This is a genomic window from Chryseobacterium sp. CBo1 (genome assembly GCF_001693475.1).
Taxonomy (GTDB): domain Bacteria; phylum Bacteroidota; class Bacteroidia; order Flavobacteriales; family Weeksellaceae; genus Chryseobacterium; species Chryseobacterium formosense.
Genome location: NZ_MAUH01000001.1, coordinates 231,809 through 248,631, shown reverse-complemented (window position 1 = coordinate 248,631; position 16,823 = coordinate 231,809). Strand labels below are relative to the sequence as shown.

Annotated in this window: 12 protein-coding genes; 9 read left to right on the top strand and 3 right to left on the bottom strand. The window is 33.3% G+C overall.

The window, feature by feature from the left end; genetic code table 11:
- Window positions 1-28 precede the first annotated feature (28 nt).
- The 9 genes from BA768_RS01305 to BA768_RS01265 all read left to right on the top strand — a co-directional run bounded on the left by BA768_RS01305 (window position 29) and on the right by BA768_RS01265 (window position 11,055).
- Window positions 29-5,722, top strand: a complete 5,694-nt coding sequence (locus BA768_RS01305; RefSeq protein WP_065719402.1) for a DUF3320 domain-containing protein — start codon at window positions 29-31, stop codon at window positions 5,720-5,722.
- Between the two features lie 200 nt (window positions 5,723-5,922).
- Window positions 5,923-6,258 carry a hypothetical protein gene (locus BA768_RS01300; protein WP_065719401.1) on the top strand — a complete coding sequence of 112 codons (336 nt, stop codon included), beginning with the start codon at window positions 5,923-5,925 and terminating at the stop codon, window positions 6,256-6,258.
- Between the two features lie 30 nt (window positions 6,259-6,288).
- Window positions 6,289-6,708, top strand: coding sequence for a lysozyme inhibitor LprI family protein (locus BA768_RS01295; protein ID WP_065719400.1), 420 nt, complete (start codon window positions 6,289-6,291; stop codon window positions 6,706-6,708).
- A gap of 474 nt (window positions 6,709-7,182) precedes the next feature.
- Window positions 7,183-7,899, top strand: a complete 717-nt coding sequence (locus tag BA768_RS01290) for a hypothetical protein (protein WP_034673814.1) — start codon at window positions 7,183-7,185, stop codon at window positions 7,897-7,899.
- Window positions 7,900-7,904: 5 nt separating this feature from the next.
- Complete coding sequence (locus tag BA768_RS01285) at window positions 7,905-8,201, top strand: DUF2695 domain-containing protein (protein WP_034673813.1); 297 nt, start codon at window positions 7,905-7,907, stop codon at window positions 8,199-8,201.
- 89 nt (window positions 8,202-8,290) lie between these two features.
- On the top strand, window positions 8,291-8,944 hold the full coding sequence (locus BA768_RS01280) for a tetratricopeptide repeat protein (protein ID WP_065719399.1): 654 nt from the start codon (window positions 8,291-8,293) through the stop codon (window positions 8,942-8,944).
- Window positions 8,945-8,995: 51 nt separating this feature from the next.
- Complete coding sequence (locus BA768_RS01275) at window positions 8,996-10,084, top strand: TlpA family protein disulfide reductase (RefSeq protein WP_123947045.1); 1,089 nt, start codon at window positions 8,996-8,998, stop codon at window positions 10,082-10,084.
- A 54-nt stretch (window positions 10,085-10,138) separates the two neighbouring features.
- Entirely contained in the window at window positions 10,139-10,462 is a 324-nt protein-coding gene (locus BA768_RS01270) for a hypothetical protein (protein ID WP_065719397.1), read from the top strand.
- A gap of 56 nt (window positions 10,463-10,518) precedes the next feature.
- Window positions 10,519-11,055: a hypothetical protein gene (locus BA768_RS01265; RefSeq protein ID WP_123947044.1), complete on the top strand. Its 537-nt coding sequence runs from the start codon at window positions 10,519-10,521 to the stop codon at window positions 11,053-11,055.
- Here BA768_RS01265 and BA768_RS01260 read toward each other — a convergent pair whose 3' ends face one another.
- The 3 genes from BA768_RS01260 to BA768_RS01250 form a co-directional block, all read right to left on the bottom strand.
- Entirely contained in the window at window positions 11,056-12,786 is a 1,731-nt protein-coding gene (locus tag BA768_RS01260; RefSeq protein ID WP_228388251.1) for a metallophosphoesterase family protein, read from the bottom strand. It lies immediately after the preceding gene.
- 348 nt (window positions 12,787-13,134) lie between these two features.
- The gene (locus BA768_RS01255; protein WP_065719394.1) at window positions 13,135-14,637 is read right to left on the bottom strand and encodes a carbon-nitrogen hydrolase family protein; all 1,503 of its coding nucleotides are present in this window, start codon (window positions 14,635-14,637) and stop codon (window positions 13,135-13,137) included.
- 394 nt (window positions 14,638-15,031) lie between these two features.
- A complete protein-coding gene (locus tag BA768_RS01250; RefSeq protein WP_083206556.1) occupies window positions 15,032-16,813 on the bottom strand; it encodes an alkaline phosphatase in 1,782 nt (593 codons plus the stop codon).
- Between the last annotated feature and the right edge of the window lie 10 nt (window positions 16,814-16,823).

Genomic DNA, 16,823 nt, shown 5'->3' with positions numbered 1-16,823 from the left:
AAGAGAGTGATCATCACAAAATACACTTATGAATCAGATTATTCCGTTTGACTTACAAATACAGCACAACCCTTATTTCAACTATACTTTTTGCCTTAATCAGCTTCCGTTTTTGCAGAGCATTTCTTTTAAAGAGGTGACCGAAGATTTTGAAAATCTGAATCTTCAGATTACTTCTTCAGTAGATTTGTTCGAAAAATATGATGTTTACATTGATAAAATCAGACAGAATTCGCTATATAAAATATCCCTTTTCAGTTTTGTTTTTAATCATTCTTTGCTTAAAAATTTAACCGAGAAAGATTTAGATCAGATAAAAATCCAGGTTTTTAAGGACGGAGAATCGATTTATGAGAAAAGTTTCAGCATCGACGTTTTGCCAATAGATTATTTTGGCGGATTGCAGTCTCATCCGCAACTTTTGGCTTCATATGTTCTTTCAAACAACACTTCTTTGTACAAAATCAAAGCGGATGCGATTGATATTTTAGCCAGAAATAAACTGACGGCATCGTTTGAAGGCTATCAGCAAAAAAGCAAGGAAAGAGTTTTGCAGATGGTTTCCGCAATTTACAAATCCATTCAAAACCTGGAATTGATCTACAGCGCAATGCCTCCAAGTTTTGAAAAATACGGACAGAAAATCAGGCTTGTGGATACTGTTTTAGAAACAAAATTCGGAAACTGTATTGATATTTCTCTGCTTTTTGCGGCGTGTTTGGAAGCGATTGATTTAAATCCAATTATTGTGGTTACTGAAGGTCATGCTTTTGTGGGAGTCTGGCTCGATGATCAACGGTTTGACGGAATGATTAATTTTGACCAAGCCGCCATTTCCAAAAGAATTGCTTCAGGAATTAAGGAAATTGCTCTTATTGAATCGACAAGTCTTTGCAAAGGAAACCAAATTTCATTCAAAGATGCGATGAATTCTGCAGAAACTCAGTTGATGGATTCTTCACGTTTTCTTCTTTCATTAGACATCAAAAATGCAAGATCAGCGGGAATTTCTCCTCTCCCACTTCTGAAAAATGACACTATTAAAAATCAGGATTTTGATTCTATAAAAAATTTTACAGAACTGGATCAGGATTTCGATTTGGGAACACAATACGACGATCTCGAACTGACTGATTTTTCAAATTTAACCAAGCAAAAAGTCTGGGAAAGAAAACTATTGGATTTATCACTCAGAAACAATTTGCTCAATCTGCGGTTTACCAAAAGTATGTTGCAGCTGGTTGATATTAAAACAAATGTTCTTGAAGATCATTTAGCCGACGGAAAATCTTTTACAATTCTTCCCGACAATAATCAGGCGATTCTCAGAAAATATAATCTGTACGGCGAACCATTACATTCATCGCAACCGCTTTTCAAGTTGGCGGAAGATGAGTTTAAATACAACCGATTGTTGACGTATTATCATCAGGATGATTTGGATAACATTCTTACCAACCTTTATCGAAGCGCAAAATTAGCCGAAGAAGAAAACGGAAAAAGCACATTGTATTTGGGAATCGGACTTTTAAGATGGTTTGAGCCAAAAAATAAAGATGTTCCTAGACTCGCTCCCATTTTATTGGTTCCGGTTGAACTTTCGAGAAAATCTGTCAATTCTAAATTCACACTTCGAAGTCGTGAAGAAGAAACGATGATCAACATTACACTGCTTGAATATTTAAAACAGGAATTCAAACTCAATATCAACAGTCTTGAAAATCTTCCGATGGATGAATCCGGAGTGGATGTTCCGAAAGTTTTGGCAATTATCCGAAATGCAGTGCTTAATCTCGAAGGTTGGGACGTTCTGGAACAGTTGGTTTTGGGAATTTTCTCGTTTAATAAACTGATTCTTTGGCAAGATATTTCGAAATACTCAGAAGAAATTCAGAAATCTTCAATTGTAAAAAGTCTCATTGACGGACGATTAACCGGAACTTTAGAAAGTGTACAAAATGACGCTCAAAGTTTAGAAAATATCTCGGCTTCAGAATTGGTTTTGCCGATTTCAACCGATAATTCTCAGCTAAATGCCGTAAAAAATGCCAATCTCAACAAAAGTTTTATCCTTCACGGACCTCCCGGAACGGGAAAATCTCAGACGATTACCAACATCATCGCCGATGCTTTGTCTAATGATAAGAAAGTACTTTTCGTAGCCGCTAAAAAAGCCGCTTTAGATGTGGTTCACAACCGTTTGGAAAACATTGGTTTGGGAGCATTTTGTCTTGAACTGCATTCCAATAAATCGAAGAAATCGGATGTTCTAAAACAGTTTGAAAGAACTTTGGAAGTTCCGAAATATAAAATCAATGCCGATTATCACGAAGAAGCAAAACGCCTCGACGAACGAAGAAGAGAGCTCGGAAAATATGTGAATGAACTGCACCAGAAATTCCCGATCGGTTGGAGTTTGTTTGATACGATTGCTTTTTTGGAAACCAATCATGTAAAAGCAGATGAACGTTTTCACATCAATTTTCCTTTGGAAAGTGCCGATGCTTTCAACTGGAATCAGTGGAAAGACTGGTTGATTCCATTTGCCTCGATTGTAAAAAAAATCGGGCAGCCTTCCCTTCACGCTTTACGACCTATAAAAACGTCAACGCATCAGTTTGAAAATAAAAATCTGATCCTTTCAGCAATTTCTCAGTTTAATGAAAAGAAAAATTTAGCTGAACAGGTGAAAAATCAGTATCAGTTAAATTATGTTTCCAATTCAAACAGCATTGAAATTCTTGAATATTTAAACGAAAATCCTGTAAAATCGACTTTAATTGATTTGGTTTTTAACGAAGGTCAGTTGAATTTGTTTAAAAACTGGATGAGTCAGCAAACACAATTTCAAGAAATTGAAAATCAAATTACGGCGAGTTTCAATTCTTCCATTTTAACTCTAGATTTTGCTTCATTAAAATTAATCTGGAATCAGGCGAAACACACGTGGTTTATACCGAAATGGTTTAAACAGAGAAAAGTGAAGCAACAACTGAACGGTTATGCGAAATCGGGAATTGAATCTGATGTGCAGATTGACGGACTTTTTGAAAAGCTTGAAAATTATCATCAGCTTAAAAATCAGTTAAACAATCTTCATTACAACTCACTTTCATCAGTAACAAACCTTTATTTTAATGGGAATTCGTTTGATATTTCTGCAATTGAAAAGGATTTAAAAACTATTGAAAACACTAAAGATTTAGCTCAGAAAATTTCGATTCAAAATTTCCCGGATTGGCTGAAAGATTTTTCATTAAAACAGAATAATAATCAGCAGATTTCTGTAACTGTTGAAACATTGAAAGATTTTGACAATGCAGAAAATAACCTTTTGGAATTTGTGCATGAAGTTCCAAACAACGCAGATTTACAAACCGTTGTACAGAATATTCATAAGCTGGAAGACTGGATTAATTTTAACAGTTTAAAAGAAAAAGCTCAGGATTTAAACTTACACTGGTTCATCGATTTCCGTGAAAAAGGCTGGCTCGATACCGAATCTATCGAATTGGAATTTGAAAAAATCATCCATCTCAACTTATTTATCAAAACGATTTACGGTTCAACAACGTTAAACGGTTTTGATGCCAATATTTACGAATCTCAGATTCAGCAGTATAAAAATTTGCACAAAGAATTTACCGAACTGGCAAAAAATCAGCTGACGATGAAGCTCAGCGACCGCATTCCGAATTTTTCTCAGGAAGCCGTTCAAAGCTCAGAAATCGGGATTTTGCAGAAAGCGATTCGAAATAAAGGTCGAGGTTTATCCATCAGAAAATTATTTGACCAAATTCCAACTTTGATTCCGAGATTGAAACCATGTATGTTGATGAGTCCGATTTCGGTGGCGCAGTATTTTGATGTGAACGAAGAGCATTTTGATTTGGTAATTTTCGATGAAGCATCGCAGTTACCGACTTCTGAAGCAGTGAGTGCTTTGGCGAGAGCAAAACAGGCGATTATTGTGGGCGATCCGAAACAGATGCCACCGACAAGTTTTTTTGCATCGCAAAAAGTGGATGAAGAAAATTTTGAACTGGAAGATTTAGAAAGTATTCTGGATGACTGTCTTGCCCTTTCAATTCCGTCAAATTATTTGCTGAGACATTACCGAAGCAAGCATGAAAGTTTAATTTCTTTTTCGAACGCTCATTTTTACGATAATAAATTACTAACATTCCCTTCTCCAGACGATTTGAACAGGAAGGTAACCTTTGATTTTATTGACGGATTTTATGACAAAGGAAAGACGAGAACCAACAAAAATGAAGCGGAAGCAATTATTAAATACATCAAAAATCATCTTGAAAGAAAAGACAAAAAGTCGATTGGTGTGGTGACTTTCAGCCAGACCCAACAAAGTTTGATTGAAGATTTATTACAGAAATTATTTCAGGATAATCCGCATTTGGAAGAGTTTATGATTAATTCTGAAGAACCTATTTTCATTAAAAATCTTGAAAATGTACAGGGTGACGAACGCGACATTATTCTGTTTTCAATTGGTTACGGACCCGATGAAGACGGAAAAGTTTCTATGAATTTCGGTCCGCTCAACCGTGACGGAGGTTGGAGAAGATTAAACGTAGCTGTAACAAGAGCCCGATACGAAATGAAAGTTTTTTCTTCGTTAAAAGGTGATCAAATTGACATGAACAGAACGAGTTCGGAAGGTGTTTTGGGATTAAAAAACTTTTTGAATTTCTCTGAAAAAGGTTTGGTTTATCAAAGTGCAAATTCCAATATGAATCAGCAGAAACTGATGATTAATTCGATTGCGAAAACACTGGAAGAAAACGGTTTAAAAATTAAAACCAACATCGGAAGTTCGGAATATAAAATTGACATTGGAATTATTAATCCTGAAAATGAAAGTGAATATTTGTTGGCAATTTTGATTGATAGTGAAAATTATTTCAACATCGATACAACCAATGATCGAGAACTGCTTGTTCCGAATGTTTTGAAAGGTTTGGGCTGGAATGTTTTCAGAATCTGGACGCTGGATTGGATTAAAAATAAAGAAAAAATTATCATAGAAATACAGTCTGAAATTGAAAAAATAAAAACTCTGGTAAAAGAAAAAGCTGAAGAAATTAAGGAAATTTACACGCAGGAAAAATCTTTTTTGAGTGAAGTTTCGGAGGTAGAAAAACCGACGAAAATAATTCCTTACGTTGCCGCAGAATTAACACCTGAAATAAATGCCAATTCGGAAACGATTTATTCTTTCGAAAATAAACAGGTTCTTTTAAATCAGATTAAAACAATCATTGATACGGAATCTCCGATCAGCCAGAACGCTTTGTTCAGGAAGATTCTCAAGCTTTGGAACACGTCGAGAGCCGGCGGAAAACTAAATACGTATCTTTTGGAAACATTGAATTCCATCCCGAATATTCAAACCATAGAAAGTTATCAGAAATTTTACTGGAGCGAAAATTCACAGCCTCAAAATCTCGATTTTTATCGTGATAATTCTGAAGAAAAAAGGCTAATCGATGAGATTGCGCCTGAAGAAATTTCGGTAGCGATTATGGAAATCATGCATTTGAGCTTGAGTTTGAATAAAGAGGAATTAATCCGTACGGTTTGCAAAACATTTGGGTTTACGAAAGTGGGTTCGCAGATTGAGGCGGTAGTGAAATTTTGTGTGGAGGAATTGGTTGGGAAAGGTTTGTTGAAGGAAGTCGATGAAAGGATTGTTTTAGCATAATTATTAAACTACATTGAATATCTGTTTATTTATTTTAATTGGTTTTTAACCACAAAGAGCACTAATGATCACACAAGGAACACAAATAGTTGTGTACTTTGTAAATCCCTTAGTGTACTTAGTGGTTAAAAATATTAAGGATTACAGAAGACCGCATTTAATTATAGCATATTGCAGGCAATTAGAAAATATATCTTAAAATGTTGAAAAATAAACAAAAAACCAATAAATTTCAGAGAATCGGTTTTCTTCTGTTAATATTTGGTCTTATCCTATATCTTAACCGAAATACTCTTATCTACAGAAATATAATTGACTATGTAGATACTAAGCATATAAATGCTAAAATAATTGATAAGAAGGAACGCGGAAGAGGTTCTCATATGTTTGAGTTTTATTCTTATTATTACGAATTTAATTTGAATGGTAAAACGTATCAGAACCCGAGCTATAATAAAAAATATAAAATTGGGGATAGCATAAAAGTTATTTATTCGAATCAATTTCCTTTCATGAATAAACCTGTTCTTGAATAATTTTTCATTAAATTTTGACAGAAGAATACCATGAAAAACTTAATTACATTAATTTTACTTTTCCTCTCAATTTATATTTTTTCGCAGAGCAAAGCTCAGCAGGAAAATTTGATAGATCTCACAGAATCAAAATGTCTTAACAAAAAAGATATATCAACTGCTGAAATGCGAAACTGTACCATAAAAGCAAAGGAATCCTGGGATCAAGAGCTCAACAAATATTATAATCTTTTAAAAAGTAAACTACCAAAATCAGCTTTTGAAAGTCTGAAAGAATCCCAGAAACAATGGATGATGTACAGAGATAAAGAATTTGCTTTCATTTCTAAGTTTTATTTTGAATTGAAAGAAGGAACGATGTGGAATATTGTTGCAGAAAACCAGAAAAAAGATATTGTAAAGAACAGGGCGCTTGAATTAAAGATGTATTATGAAAATTTAGATTATTAACATGAAAAAAATAAAGCAGAAGACTTTTTTTATTCTATGTAAATTAGCTTTGGTAATCTTTATCATCGTATTACAATCTTGCGATAAAAACCTCGGCAAAAAGATTCTGCAACTATATTAAATGAGATCAGATCAAAAAAGATTAATAAAGAAAATATTACCGAAACTCAGATCAATCCTCAGCAAAAAAGTATGGAAATTGAGGTTTTTGATGTAAATAAAATGCGCTTTAACGGAAAACTCGGCAGATTTTTTTCACTTCAAGAATTCGAAACTGTTTCGGAAAAGCAGACAGCACAAAGATTATCCTGTCGATGAAGGGGTTTTGCTGACGAATGAAGAGCAAAGAAAATTTGGAATGACCGTAGATTTTACGGATATTAATCATAGTGATATGGATAATGATGCAAATACAGAGGAAAGGAATTATATAACTGAGAAAATTTTGTCATATTTGAAAAAATAAGCTGTATAATGAATAGTAAAATATTTTTATCGGTTCTCATTTTAATAATTTTTACAGCGTGTAAATCAGCATATATCAATTCTTCAAAAAATATTATGCATGGTGGAGCAAGTAAGTCGGTTAATCTTTACGCTTTTGTAGGAAAGAAAATATCGATTACCGAATTTGATCCTAATGAAAATAATGATTTAAACAAAACTTTTCGATATGAAGTAGATGAAGAAACAGGAGATTCAGTAAAAGTAATTTCAAAACGCGATATCATGGACGGAGCTTTCAAATGCAAATATCAAGTTTTAAGAAAAATGTTTAACTATCTTGACAGTGACACTATAGAATTTATTGCCTATGATCATTATGGAACTCCGGGATTTGCAGAAAAAGATTCCGTTATTCTCTATTTATCAAAAAGTAAAGATGGAAGTCATTATTTTCATCAGAAATATCAGTACGATCAAGTGTACAGAAACAGAAAAGGAAATTATTACAGTTATCCGAAATTCAGCGGAAACGAAAGTCCTGAAACAATTAAAGGCATGACAGGTTTTGATAAAACCTTCAGCGATGAGAAGTATGATGTTTCACAACTGAATCCTGATGTTATAAAAATGTATTATCCACCAAAATTTTATAAGATTGAAAATAATTTTGCGATTCCAATTAAGGCAATTTATTTAAACAGACTTACCAATTATAGATTATCTACAACATTTAAAGATCTTTAAACAAAATGCCAGACGAGAACGAGAGAGCAAAACGCAGACAGATTCAAAAAGAATTACAGGAAAAAGCTCAGATAGAGTTTGAAAAAAGTCTTCCGGTTTCCCGTGAGATTTTTCAGAAATTGTTTGATTTTCTGGATGAAAAACTTGAAGAGCATGGCTGTGATGACAGCCTGAAACTGACGAAGCAATTTTTAGAAACTAATCATATAGAAAACATCGAAGAAGTCGAAAACTGGTTAAAGGAAAACGGTGGATTCTGCGATTGTGAAGTGCTTTACAATGTAGAAGAAAAATTCGAGTAATAATTGTAGAAATTATTAATCTTACTCAATGAAACCTAAAGATAAAAACTCAATCAATGAATCGGAGTTAAATCTTAAATTTTAAAATCATGAAAATAAAATATTTTACCCTCATTTTATTCCTTATATTCAAATTACTTTATAGCCAAAATTGTCCTGAAAAAATAAACATTTTACCAATGTATGGCGGAGTTAAAAAGTGCAAGGAACAAATAGAAAGCGATAAAGAATTCTTAGCTGAGATGGATCAACTATTTCCTAACCGACAAAAAGCGATGGAAGACAGAGTGAAATCTGGTTGGAAATACTTTTATGAAAATGATTTAGATACAGCAATGAAACGTTTTAATCAGGCTTGGCTATTAAGTCCTCAATCCTACGAAATCTATTGGGGGTTTGGAAACATAACGGCTATGAAAGGAAATCCCAAAAAAGCTGTAAAATATTTTGACACTGCCAAAAAATTGAACCCATCAAATTCAGATTTTTACGTTTCAAGTGCTTTGGCTTATTCACAAATATTTTTAACTGAGAAAAGTTCTAATTTTCTAAAAATTGCGATAAGAGATTTAGAAACAGGTTTGAAGTTAAATCCTAAAAACGGAAAACTTTATTCGATGCTTTCAACATCATATTTTTATCTAAACAACATTAAGGAAGCAAAAAAGTATTTGAAAGAAGCTGAAAAGCTGGAACCTTCTTCAATCAATCCAGAGTTCAAAAAAATTTTAGAGAATAAATGATTTAAATAGTGGGAAGGATAAATGATGATTAATAATGCGGTCTGTAATAAAATGAAAAATATTTTAAGTATTATCTTATTGCTATTGAGCATCACCCAACTTTCTGCCCAAGTTCCCGATCTAGAAAAAGCAAAACGAAAATATTTCAAAGCAAATGTAATCAGCTACAAAACAACGGCTTATTATCCCAATCCAGAAACGAACGCAATATCTGTTTTCAACATATTTTACACGATTTACAAGCCTCAAAACAGAGATTTTGAATTTTACAGCAAAAATGAAACTTCAGAAGAATTTTACAAGAACAATTCGTATTACGAGGTAAATCATTCTGAAAAAACCATTTACGAATACGAAACTACAGACCATCAAAAAGTAGCGATTTCTTCATCACGACTCAGGCAGTTTGGTCCTACAACACTCTTGAAAAAGAAATGGAGCTATATTGACGATACCCAAATCGATGGGAAAATTCACAGTCATTACTCAAATATAGAAAGCATAAGTCATCACGAAGGCAAAGAAATGAAAATTGAGTTTCATATTTATATTTCGGAAAATTTTACGATTTCAAAATTCGAGAGGAAAAGTTTTGTTGACGGGACATTGGGACATACAGTTACTTATTTGTTTACCAATTATATTTTCTCAGATAAAACCACCAATTTCAAAGTTATTCTGCCGAAAGATTATGCTTTAAAGTATTACGAAAGGCAAGATTCATTGCAGCCATTGAGAAAAAACACTATTGCTTTATCATTCAACGCAGTTGATATGTATGGAAAAAATTTTTCTTTTCAGCCTAAAAATGAAAAGAAAAAACTTCTGCTTTTTTCATCTACCCGTTGCGGATACTCAAAAATAATTTCTGATTACATTCTGAGTTCAGGTTTTAAATTAAATCCACAAATTGAACTCATCCATATTTTCGGATCTGATTCTAAGACAGATGTAATAAAATATTATGTAAACAGAGATGCAAAATTCCCTGTCATTGCAGATAAAAAAGACCTTGAGAAAGAATTTGGCATTAACGGTTATCCTATCCTTTATTTAATTGATGAAAATGGGACGATTGCAGAAGCTTTAGACGGTTCATCTCAGATGTTACCGTTTTTGAAAAGTTTAACTGGCAAATAAAAAACTGAAATCATATTTAGATTTTCACTAAATTGGGATACATATTTTTAAACCATGAAATTATATCTCATTCTTCTTTTTATTTTCAGTTTTTCTTTGTTTTCAGCACAAAATAAGGAAGGAATTAATGAAACACAAATCACTTCAGACTCTGTTTCATTAAAAGATAAAGCCCTTTTAGAACAAAATATGAAAGATTTGGAAAGTGTAAAATCAAATTCCAAAATAAAACCGGAAACAGAAAAGTCTGTAGCGAAAGAAATTAATATCGTTCAGGGAATCGACAGAATATTGAATTATAAAGTGAATCGTGTTTGGCGTGAAGATTTGTATTGCTTGGTTTGTAGAAAAAACTATAGTTCAAGAGAAATTGCTTAATATCGGTAATAAATAAAATTTAGACTCAGTAAGTTTTAAGAATGAAATATGTATTCATGCTTCTTTTATTAACTCTTTTGGTAAATTGCTCACAGAAGAAAACACAGAATTTAAGTTTCAATAATTTCGACATCGAAGTTGCAGGCGAATGGAAAAAACTAAAATTACAAGGAGTTGATAGTGATGTTGGAGGGTTTATAACTGAAAATAATGATACTGTGAGTTTCGATTATGGACCTTACTCAAATTCTTTAGAAGAAGATATTGTCATTTTTGAAAGAAAATTTATAAAAGAAATAATAAAAGAACATCCAGAAACCGATACTTCAAAGATGATAATTGTTTCAGATGTGAGTAAAGTAACTCAAGAAGATTTTAAAATCAACAAAAAACATTATGAAAAAATATCAGGTTATAATGCTAAAATTGTAAGCCCAAAACGATCAGGCGAAGGAATTACTGGAGTATACTTTGATAGTTTAGGAGCATCATCTTTAGGAAAAATTAAATTTACTCTCTATGGTCAAAATCTGAATTTCAAAAATCAAAAAGAATTACTGAATGCAATCAGAACGATTAAATTAAAAAAATAATCAATTTATTTTCACTATTTCTCCTTTCTTAAAATCAATTCTAAAATGATCTGAAGCATCTCCTGAAGAAAGCTTTTCTAAAATTTTGAAGAAAGTTTTAAGCTGATTTAAAAATTGATCTTGTGTTTTCAAATTTTCAAAATTCTGTTCTAAAACTTTATATTGAGCAAGTCGTTTTTTCGGAATATCTTTTTTTGCCAGTTCATCCGCAGACTGAAATTGGTAAAGATTTAAAAGTGCATCTTCAAAATTCCATTTTGCAAAATTTCTTTTTGTTTTTTCTGAAAAATCCTTATTTTTCGAACTTAATTCAAGCAAATCTTTACCTGAAAGTTGAGAAGCTTTTTCAATAAAATCTTTTGGCCAGTCGGATGAAATAAATCGAAGCCTCACCAATTCTTTCAGATGAAATAACGTGAAATCCTGATAGTTTTTTGTTTTTAAAATGTCATGATTCCAAATATTATTTAAATTTTCAGCTTTTAAATGTTCAAACTCACGTTCATACAACGGAAACAACTCCGTAAACCTCGGAACTTTTTTAATGGAAACCGTTTCCACCTCAAACTCATCCTGGGAATTCACGGTCAGAATTTTATATCCAGGAATATATGCTGCTAAAGAAGGAACCTGAATATTGATCAACATTTTGTCATTTTGAAACTTTTTGATTCCAGTATCGTTGATGTGCATATGACCTGCAAAATGCAATTTCAAGCCTGCTTTTGCAAACAACTCTGCAACCTCATCTTTTGGAACTCTGTCCATTTGCCATTTGTCTTTTCCTAAAAGTTTTTTGATTTCAGAATTGGCATTATCATTAAAATCCAGAATCGGATAATGGGTAAAAGCAATCAAGGTTTTATTGTGTTTCTTAGCTTCACTCACTACTTTTTCAACCCATGAAAAAAGATGTTTTTTGTTCGTTAAAACATTATTATAACCAATAGAAGCACCGTTAAAATTATTTTCATCTTTCGGATTTCCATTGTTATTTTTTGGAATATACGTATTTCCATCAATTGCCATGAGCCAAATTCCTTCGGCTGGTTCGACCACGTAAGAAAAATCAGGAACAGAATAACCAGGACTCACTTCATACATCCTGTTGGAAAATTCCGAATCTTTTAAAGCATTTTTAAAATTAAATTCTTCATAAGAATATGTACTGAAAGGAGTTTGCCAAAACAAATCTTTTTTGGATGGATTAAAACCAAAATCTTTCATGCTGTTTAAAATTTCGAGATAACCCGACATCGCAATATCTTTGGTAACTACAGCTTTTTGATCTTTATTTTTAATAAATTTTTCGTCACTGATAATTAAAAGTTCTCCACCATTTTCATCCATAAAATCAGATTTCCCACCCTGTTTCAAAAACGGATTCACCGGATCATGATTCCCTGTCGTGGTGAAAAACCTCATCTGATATTTTTTCTGATATTCATCTAAAATTTTCCTTAAACCTCGCAAATTATAGGCTTGTCCGTCATCCGTATAATCTCCGGGAAGTGCAACAATCTTGATATTTCTTTTGGCAATATCATCCAAAGCAGCGAGAAAAGCGAAATAATTTTCATTAAAAATTCTTGTCGAATGCAATTGAGAATCCATTGTTCGGAGAATGGTTTTCTTACCTGTTTTCGGGTTTTCAATTCCTTTAAAATCTGAATCTGAAAATTCCCCATACAAATCCTGAAAATGTACGTCTGCAAGAAAAGCAATTTTCACGGGTTTCTGTTGACTTTTTAGATGAAATGAAAATAGTAAAAGAATGAAAAACAGAATAGAAAATGGTCGGCTCAAAACTGAAATTTTAATTTTGAAAGGTAGATTTTTAGTTTAAACTAAATGTGGATTGTATTTTAAGTTTGATTTAATTTTTTCTTTAAAGATTGAGTTTTTTAACGCAAAGTTCGCTAAGGTTTTTCACAATTATAATAAATATTTTTTGTTCGCTAAGGCGTTTCACTCAGCAAAGACAACAAAAAAGCACCTTCAACAGGAAGTGCTTTAAAAATATTTTTATTTTTTTTAATAAATCTGCGTTATCTGCAAAATCTGCGTGAGCAAAAAGATTTATTTCAAATACGTTTCATACAAATCCGTTCGTCTGTCTTTTAAAATCTGTACCGAACCATTGTAATGAAGGTCTTTTAGTAAATTTAAATCAACATCCACAATCAACGTCATTTCTGTGTTCGGAGTCGCTTCTCCCTTTACTGCATTCGACGGAAAAGCAAAATCTGAGGGCGTGAAAACTGCAGCCTGTCCGAACTGAATATCCATATTATTTACACCCGGTAAATTCCCGACACAGCCTGCAATGGCAACATAACATTCATTTTCAATTGCTCTTGCTGCAGCACAGTGACGAACTCTCATATATGCGTTTTGGGTATCCGTCAGATAAGGTACAAACAAAATTTTCATCCCCTGATCGGCAAGAATTCTCGGCAATTCAGGAAATTCAACATCGTAGCAAATTACCAAACCTATTTTGCCGCAGTCGGTATCGAAAACCCGGATTTCGTTTCCGCCTTTCATCCCGTAATATTTTCTCTCATTCGGTGTGATGTGAATTTTTCGGTATTCATCAATTCTTCCGTCACGATGCAGAAGATAACTTACATTGTACAAATCATTATTTTCAAAAATCGGCATGCTTCCAGAGATGATATTGACATTATAGCTGATCGCCAGTTCGGAAATTTTAGTTTTAATTTCTTCGGTAATTTTTGCCAGCTCAATCATACTGTCGCGCTCTGAAAGATTGTTGAACGGAGCCAATAGTGGTGTGTTGAACAATTCAGGGAACAGCACAAAATCGGATTTGTAATCTCCCATCACATTCACAAAAAACTCTACCTGCTCGTAAAAAGCATGAATATCTTTAAATTGCCTCATCTGCCACTGTACCAAACCTAAACGGATGACGCTGTCCTGCATCGTGTTTGGTTTTTTGCTGTAATAAATATTATTCCATTGCATCAAAACGGCATTTTCTCTTGATGCTTCATCTTCCGGAAGGTATTTTTTGAGAACTTTTATAGGCAAAAAATTATTAGAAAGCTGAAACGAAAGTACGGGATCATACATTTCTTTATCCCTTACTTTTCGAATATATTCTCTTGCCGACATTTCATGGCTGTATTTATGATAATGCGGAATTCTTCCTCCTAATATAATTGATTTAAGATTCAATAATTCACAAAGTTCTTTTCGTGCATCATATAATCTCCTCCCCAAACGTAATTCTCGATATTCGGGATCAACAAAAACTTCGATTCCGTATAATACATTTCCTGTGGAAATATGCGTATTGAAAGTGTAATTCCCCGTAATATCGCTATACGTATGATCATCCCCGAATTCTTCATAATTAACTATAATGGAAAGTGCAACTGCAGCAATTTTTCCGTCTACGGTGATACAGATCTGTCCGGCTTCAAAAATTTTATTCAGTTTGGCGATGCTTTTTTTTGACCAAACGTATTCTGACATTTGAGGATACGCTCGGCGCATGGTTTCTACCAATTCATCGTAATCATCTACTTTCAGGGTACGTGTTTCTATCTGCATAGTCTATATTTTTACTAAAGTTACACATTAATTCAACAAAGATTTTGCCGATTTTACTGAAATAACATTATTTATTGTTCTCAATAAGTTTTGGCTAATGCCTACAGAAATATTTATATTTTATGGCGGACTAAAGTCCGCTCCTCTTGATAATTTTTCCAAACCACGAAAAAATCATTTCCAAAAGATTACACAGATTAGCACAGATTTTATGCTTAAAAATTCGTGAATTCGTGGCATTAATTATTTCCATGCTATAATCAGTCAATTATTTTTGACATTAAATATTCACCATAATCTGTGAAAATCCGTGCCATCTGTGGGGGAGAACAAAAAAAGCAGCCCTTCCCAGAAACTGCTTTAAAAATCAAATCTAATACGTAAAATAATGTTTTTATTTAAACCTTAAAGCTTTTAAAATTTTGTGAAAAATCTCATTGTTTTCATACACTCCCGTAAAATTTTCCGAGCCGGAGCCGTATGAAAAAACAGGAATCAAGGTCGCTGAATGGTCATCAGTCGTAAAATCACCTTCAATGGTACTCGTTTTCATATCTCCATGCGGAATGCTGAAACCACCCGTTTCGTGGTCTGCAGTAATCACAACTAAAGTTCCAGGATTATGGTCTGCAAACTGAATGGCTTTTGTAATCGCTCTGTCGAAATCAATTCCTTCTGTCACGATAGTTCCCACATTATTACTGTGGCCGCCACTGTCGATTTGTGCTGCTTCAATCATCATAAAAAACGGTTTCTTTTTATTTTTCAGGAAAGTCAATCCATTTTCTACAACATTAGACAACAAGTTGCCTCTTCCTTTTAAAACTTGCGGAACACCATTATCAGACATAAAATAAGCCAATTTATCAGCTTTATTTCCCCCAATCTCTTCCGGCTGATTAGCTATTGAAAACTGATGTTTGGGTGAAATTTTAGATTTTCCTCCTGATGCAAAAAAGGTGAGTTTGCTCGTCAGTAAATCTTCTGCAATTTCTTTTTCCATTCCACGGTCTTTTTGATGGGCATAAAATGCAGATGGTGTTGCGCCTACAATTTCGTCGGTTGTAATAACTCCTGTGTTGAAGCCTTTTTCAGAAAGAATTTCTGTTAAGTTTGGTATTTTCTTTCCTTCGGCATCAACTCCGATGAATCTGTTTTTGGTTTTCTTTCCGGTTGCAAAAGCAGTTGCTCCGGCTGCAGAATCGGTTGTAAAATTATCTGCGGCAGTTGTTTTTATCAAACCAATATTTTTTAACTGTGTTAAAGTTAACTGACCTTTATTTGTCAAAACTGATGAAGAAATCTGCGAAAGTCCGTTTCCGTCGCCGATTAACAGAATAACATTTTTTACAGGAACATTTTTCTTCAGATAAGAAAATTTAGGCTGATATACTTCAGAGAAAACGGCATTGGTAAATGTTCTATGCTTTAAATTTTCAACATATTCCACACATTCTTTCGGGTGATCCGTATTAATAAAATCGACTCCATTGTGTGCAAAAAATTCCCACGATGTTTTTCCGTCGGGAATTGCCCAGAATCTGAAAGGCTTTCCGAATGATTTCGCTTTTTTAATCACTTCGGTCACTTTAGGCAAATCGTCTTCCGTTAAACCGCCTTTTCCATTCCAGACTGAATATTGTTTGAAATTTAAACTTAATAAAGCCACTTTTTCCAATTGAGCTGCCGTTAAATCGTCCAGTTTCTGATAATCAAATAAAATAAAATCAGGATAAGAATTATACTCTTCCGGGTGTGGCTGATTTCCCGAAATCACAAATTTCACTTTCTTCTGAGCCGTAATTTGAGGATATTTCTGAATGATCTTTACAATCTGAGCTAAAGTTGTTTTCGCATCAGTTTTAATGTCAATCAGGATCTGTAAAGATTCCTGCTTTATCATATTCATAGACAAAGCTTTATCAATCGGATTCAGGTATAAACTTTCAAACGTTCTTTCTTTGGTAATATCTTTCTGATTATGGGCAACAAACAATTCGCTGTTTTCAAGAAAAACATCCGCTTCAATCGAATGTGCACCAGAACCTAAAGCGTACCAAAACGGAACTTTCTGTTCGTAATCGTTGTGAGAATGAATTTTAGCTGTTTGTGCAAAAGTTGTCGCAGCAAAAAACAAGATAATAAATCCTGTGATTTTTTTAAAATTTAAATGCATAAGATTCTTT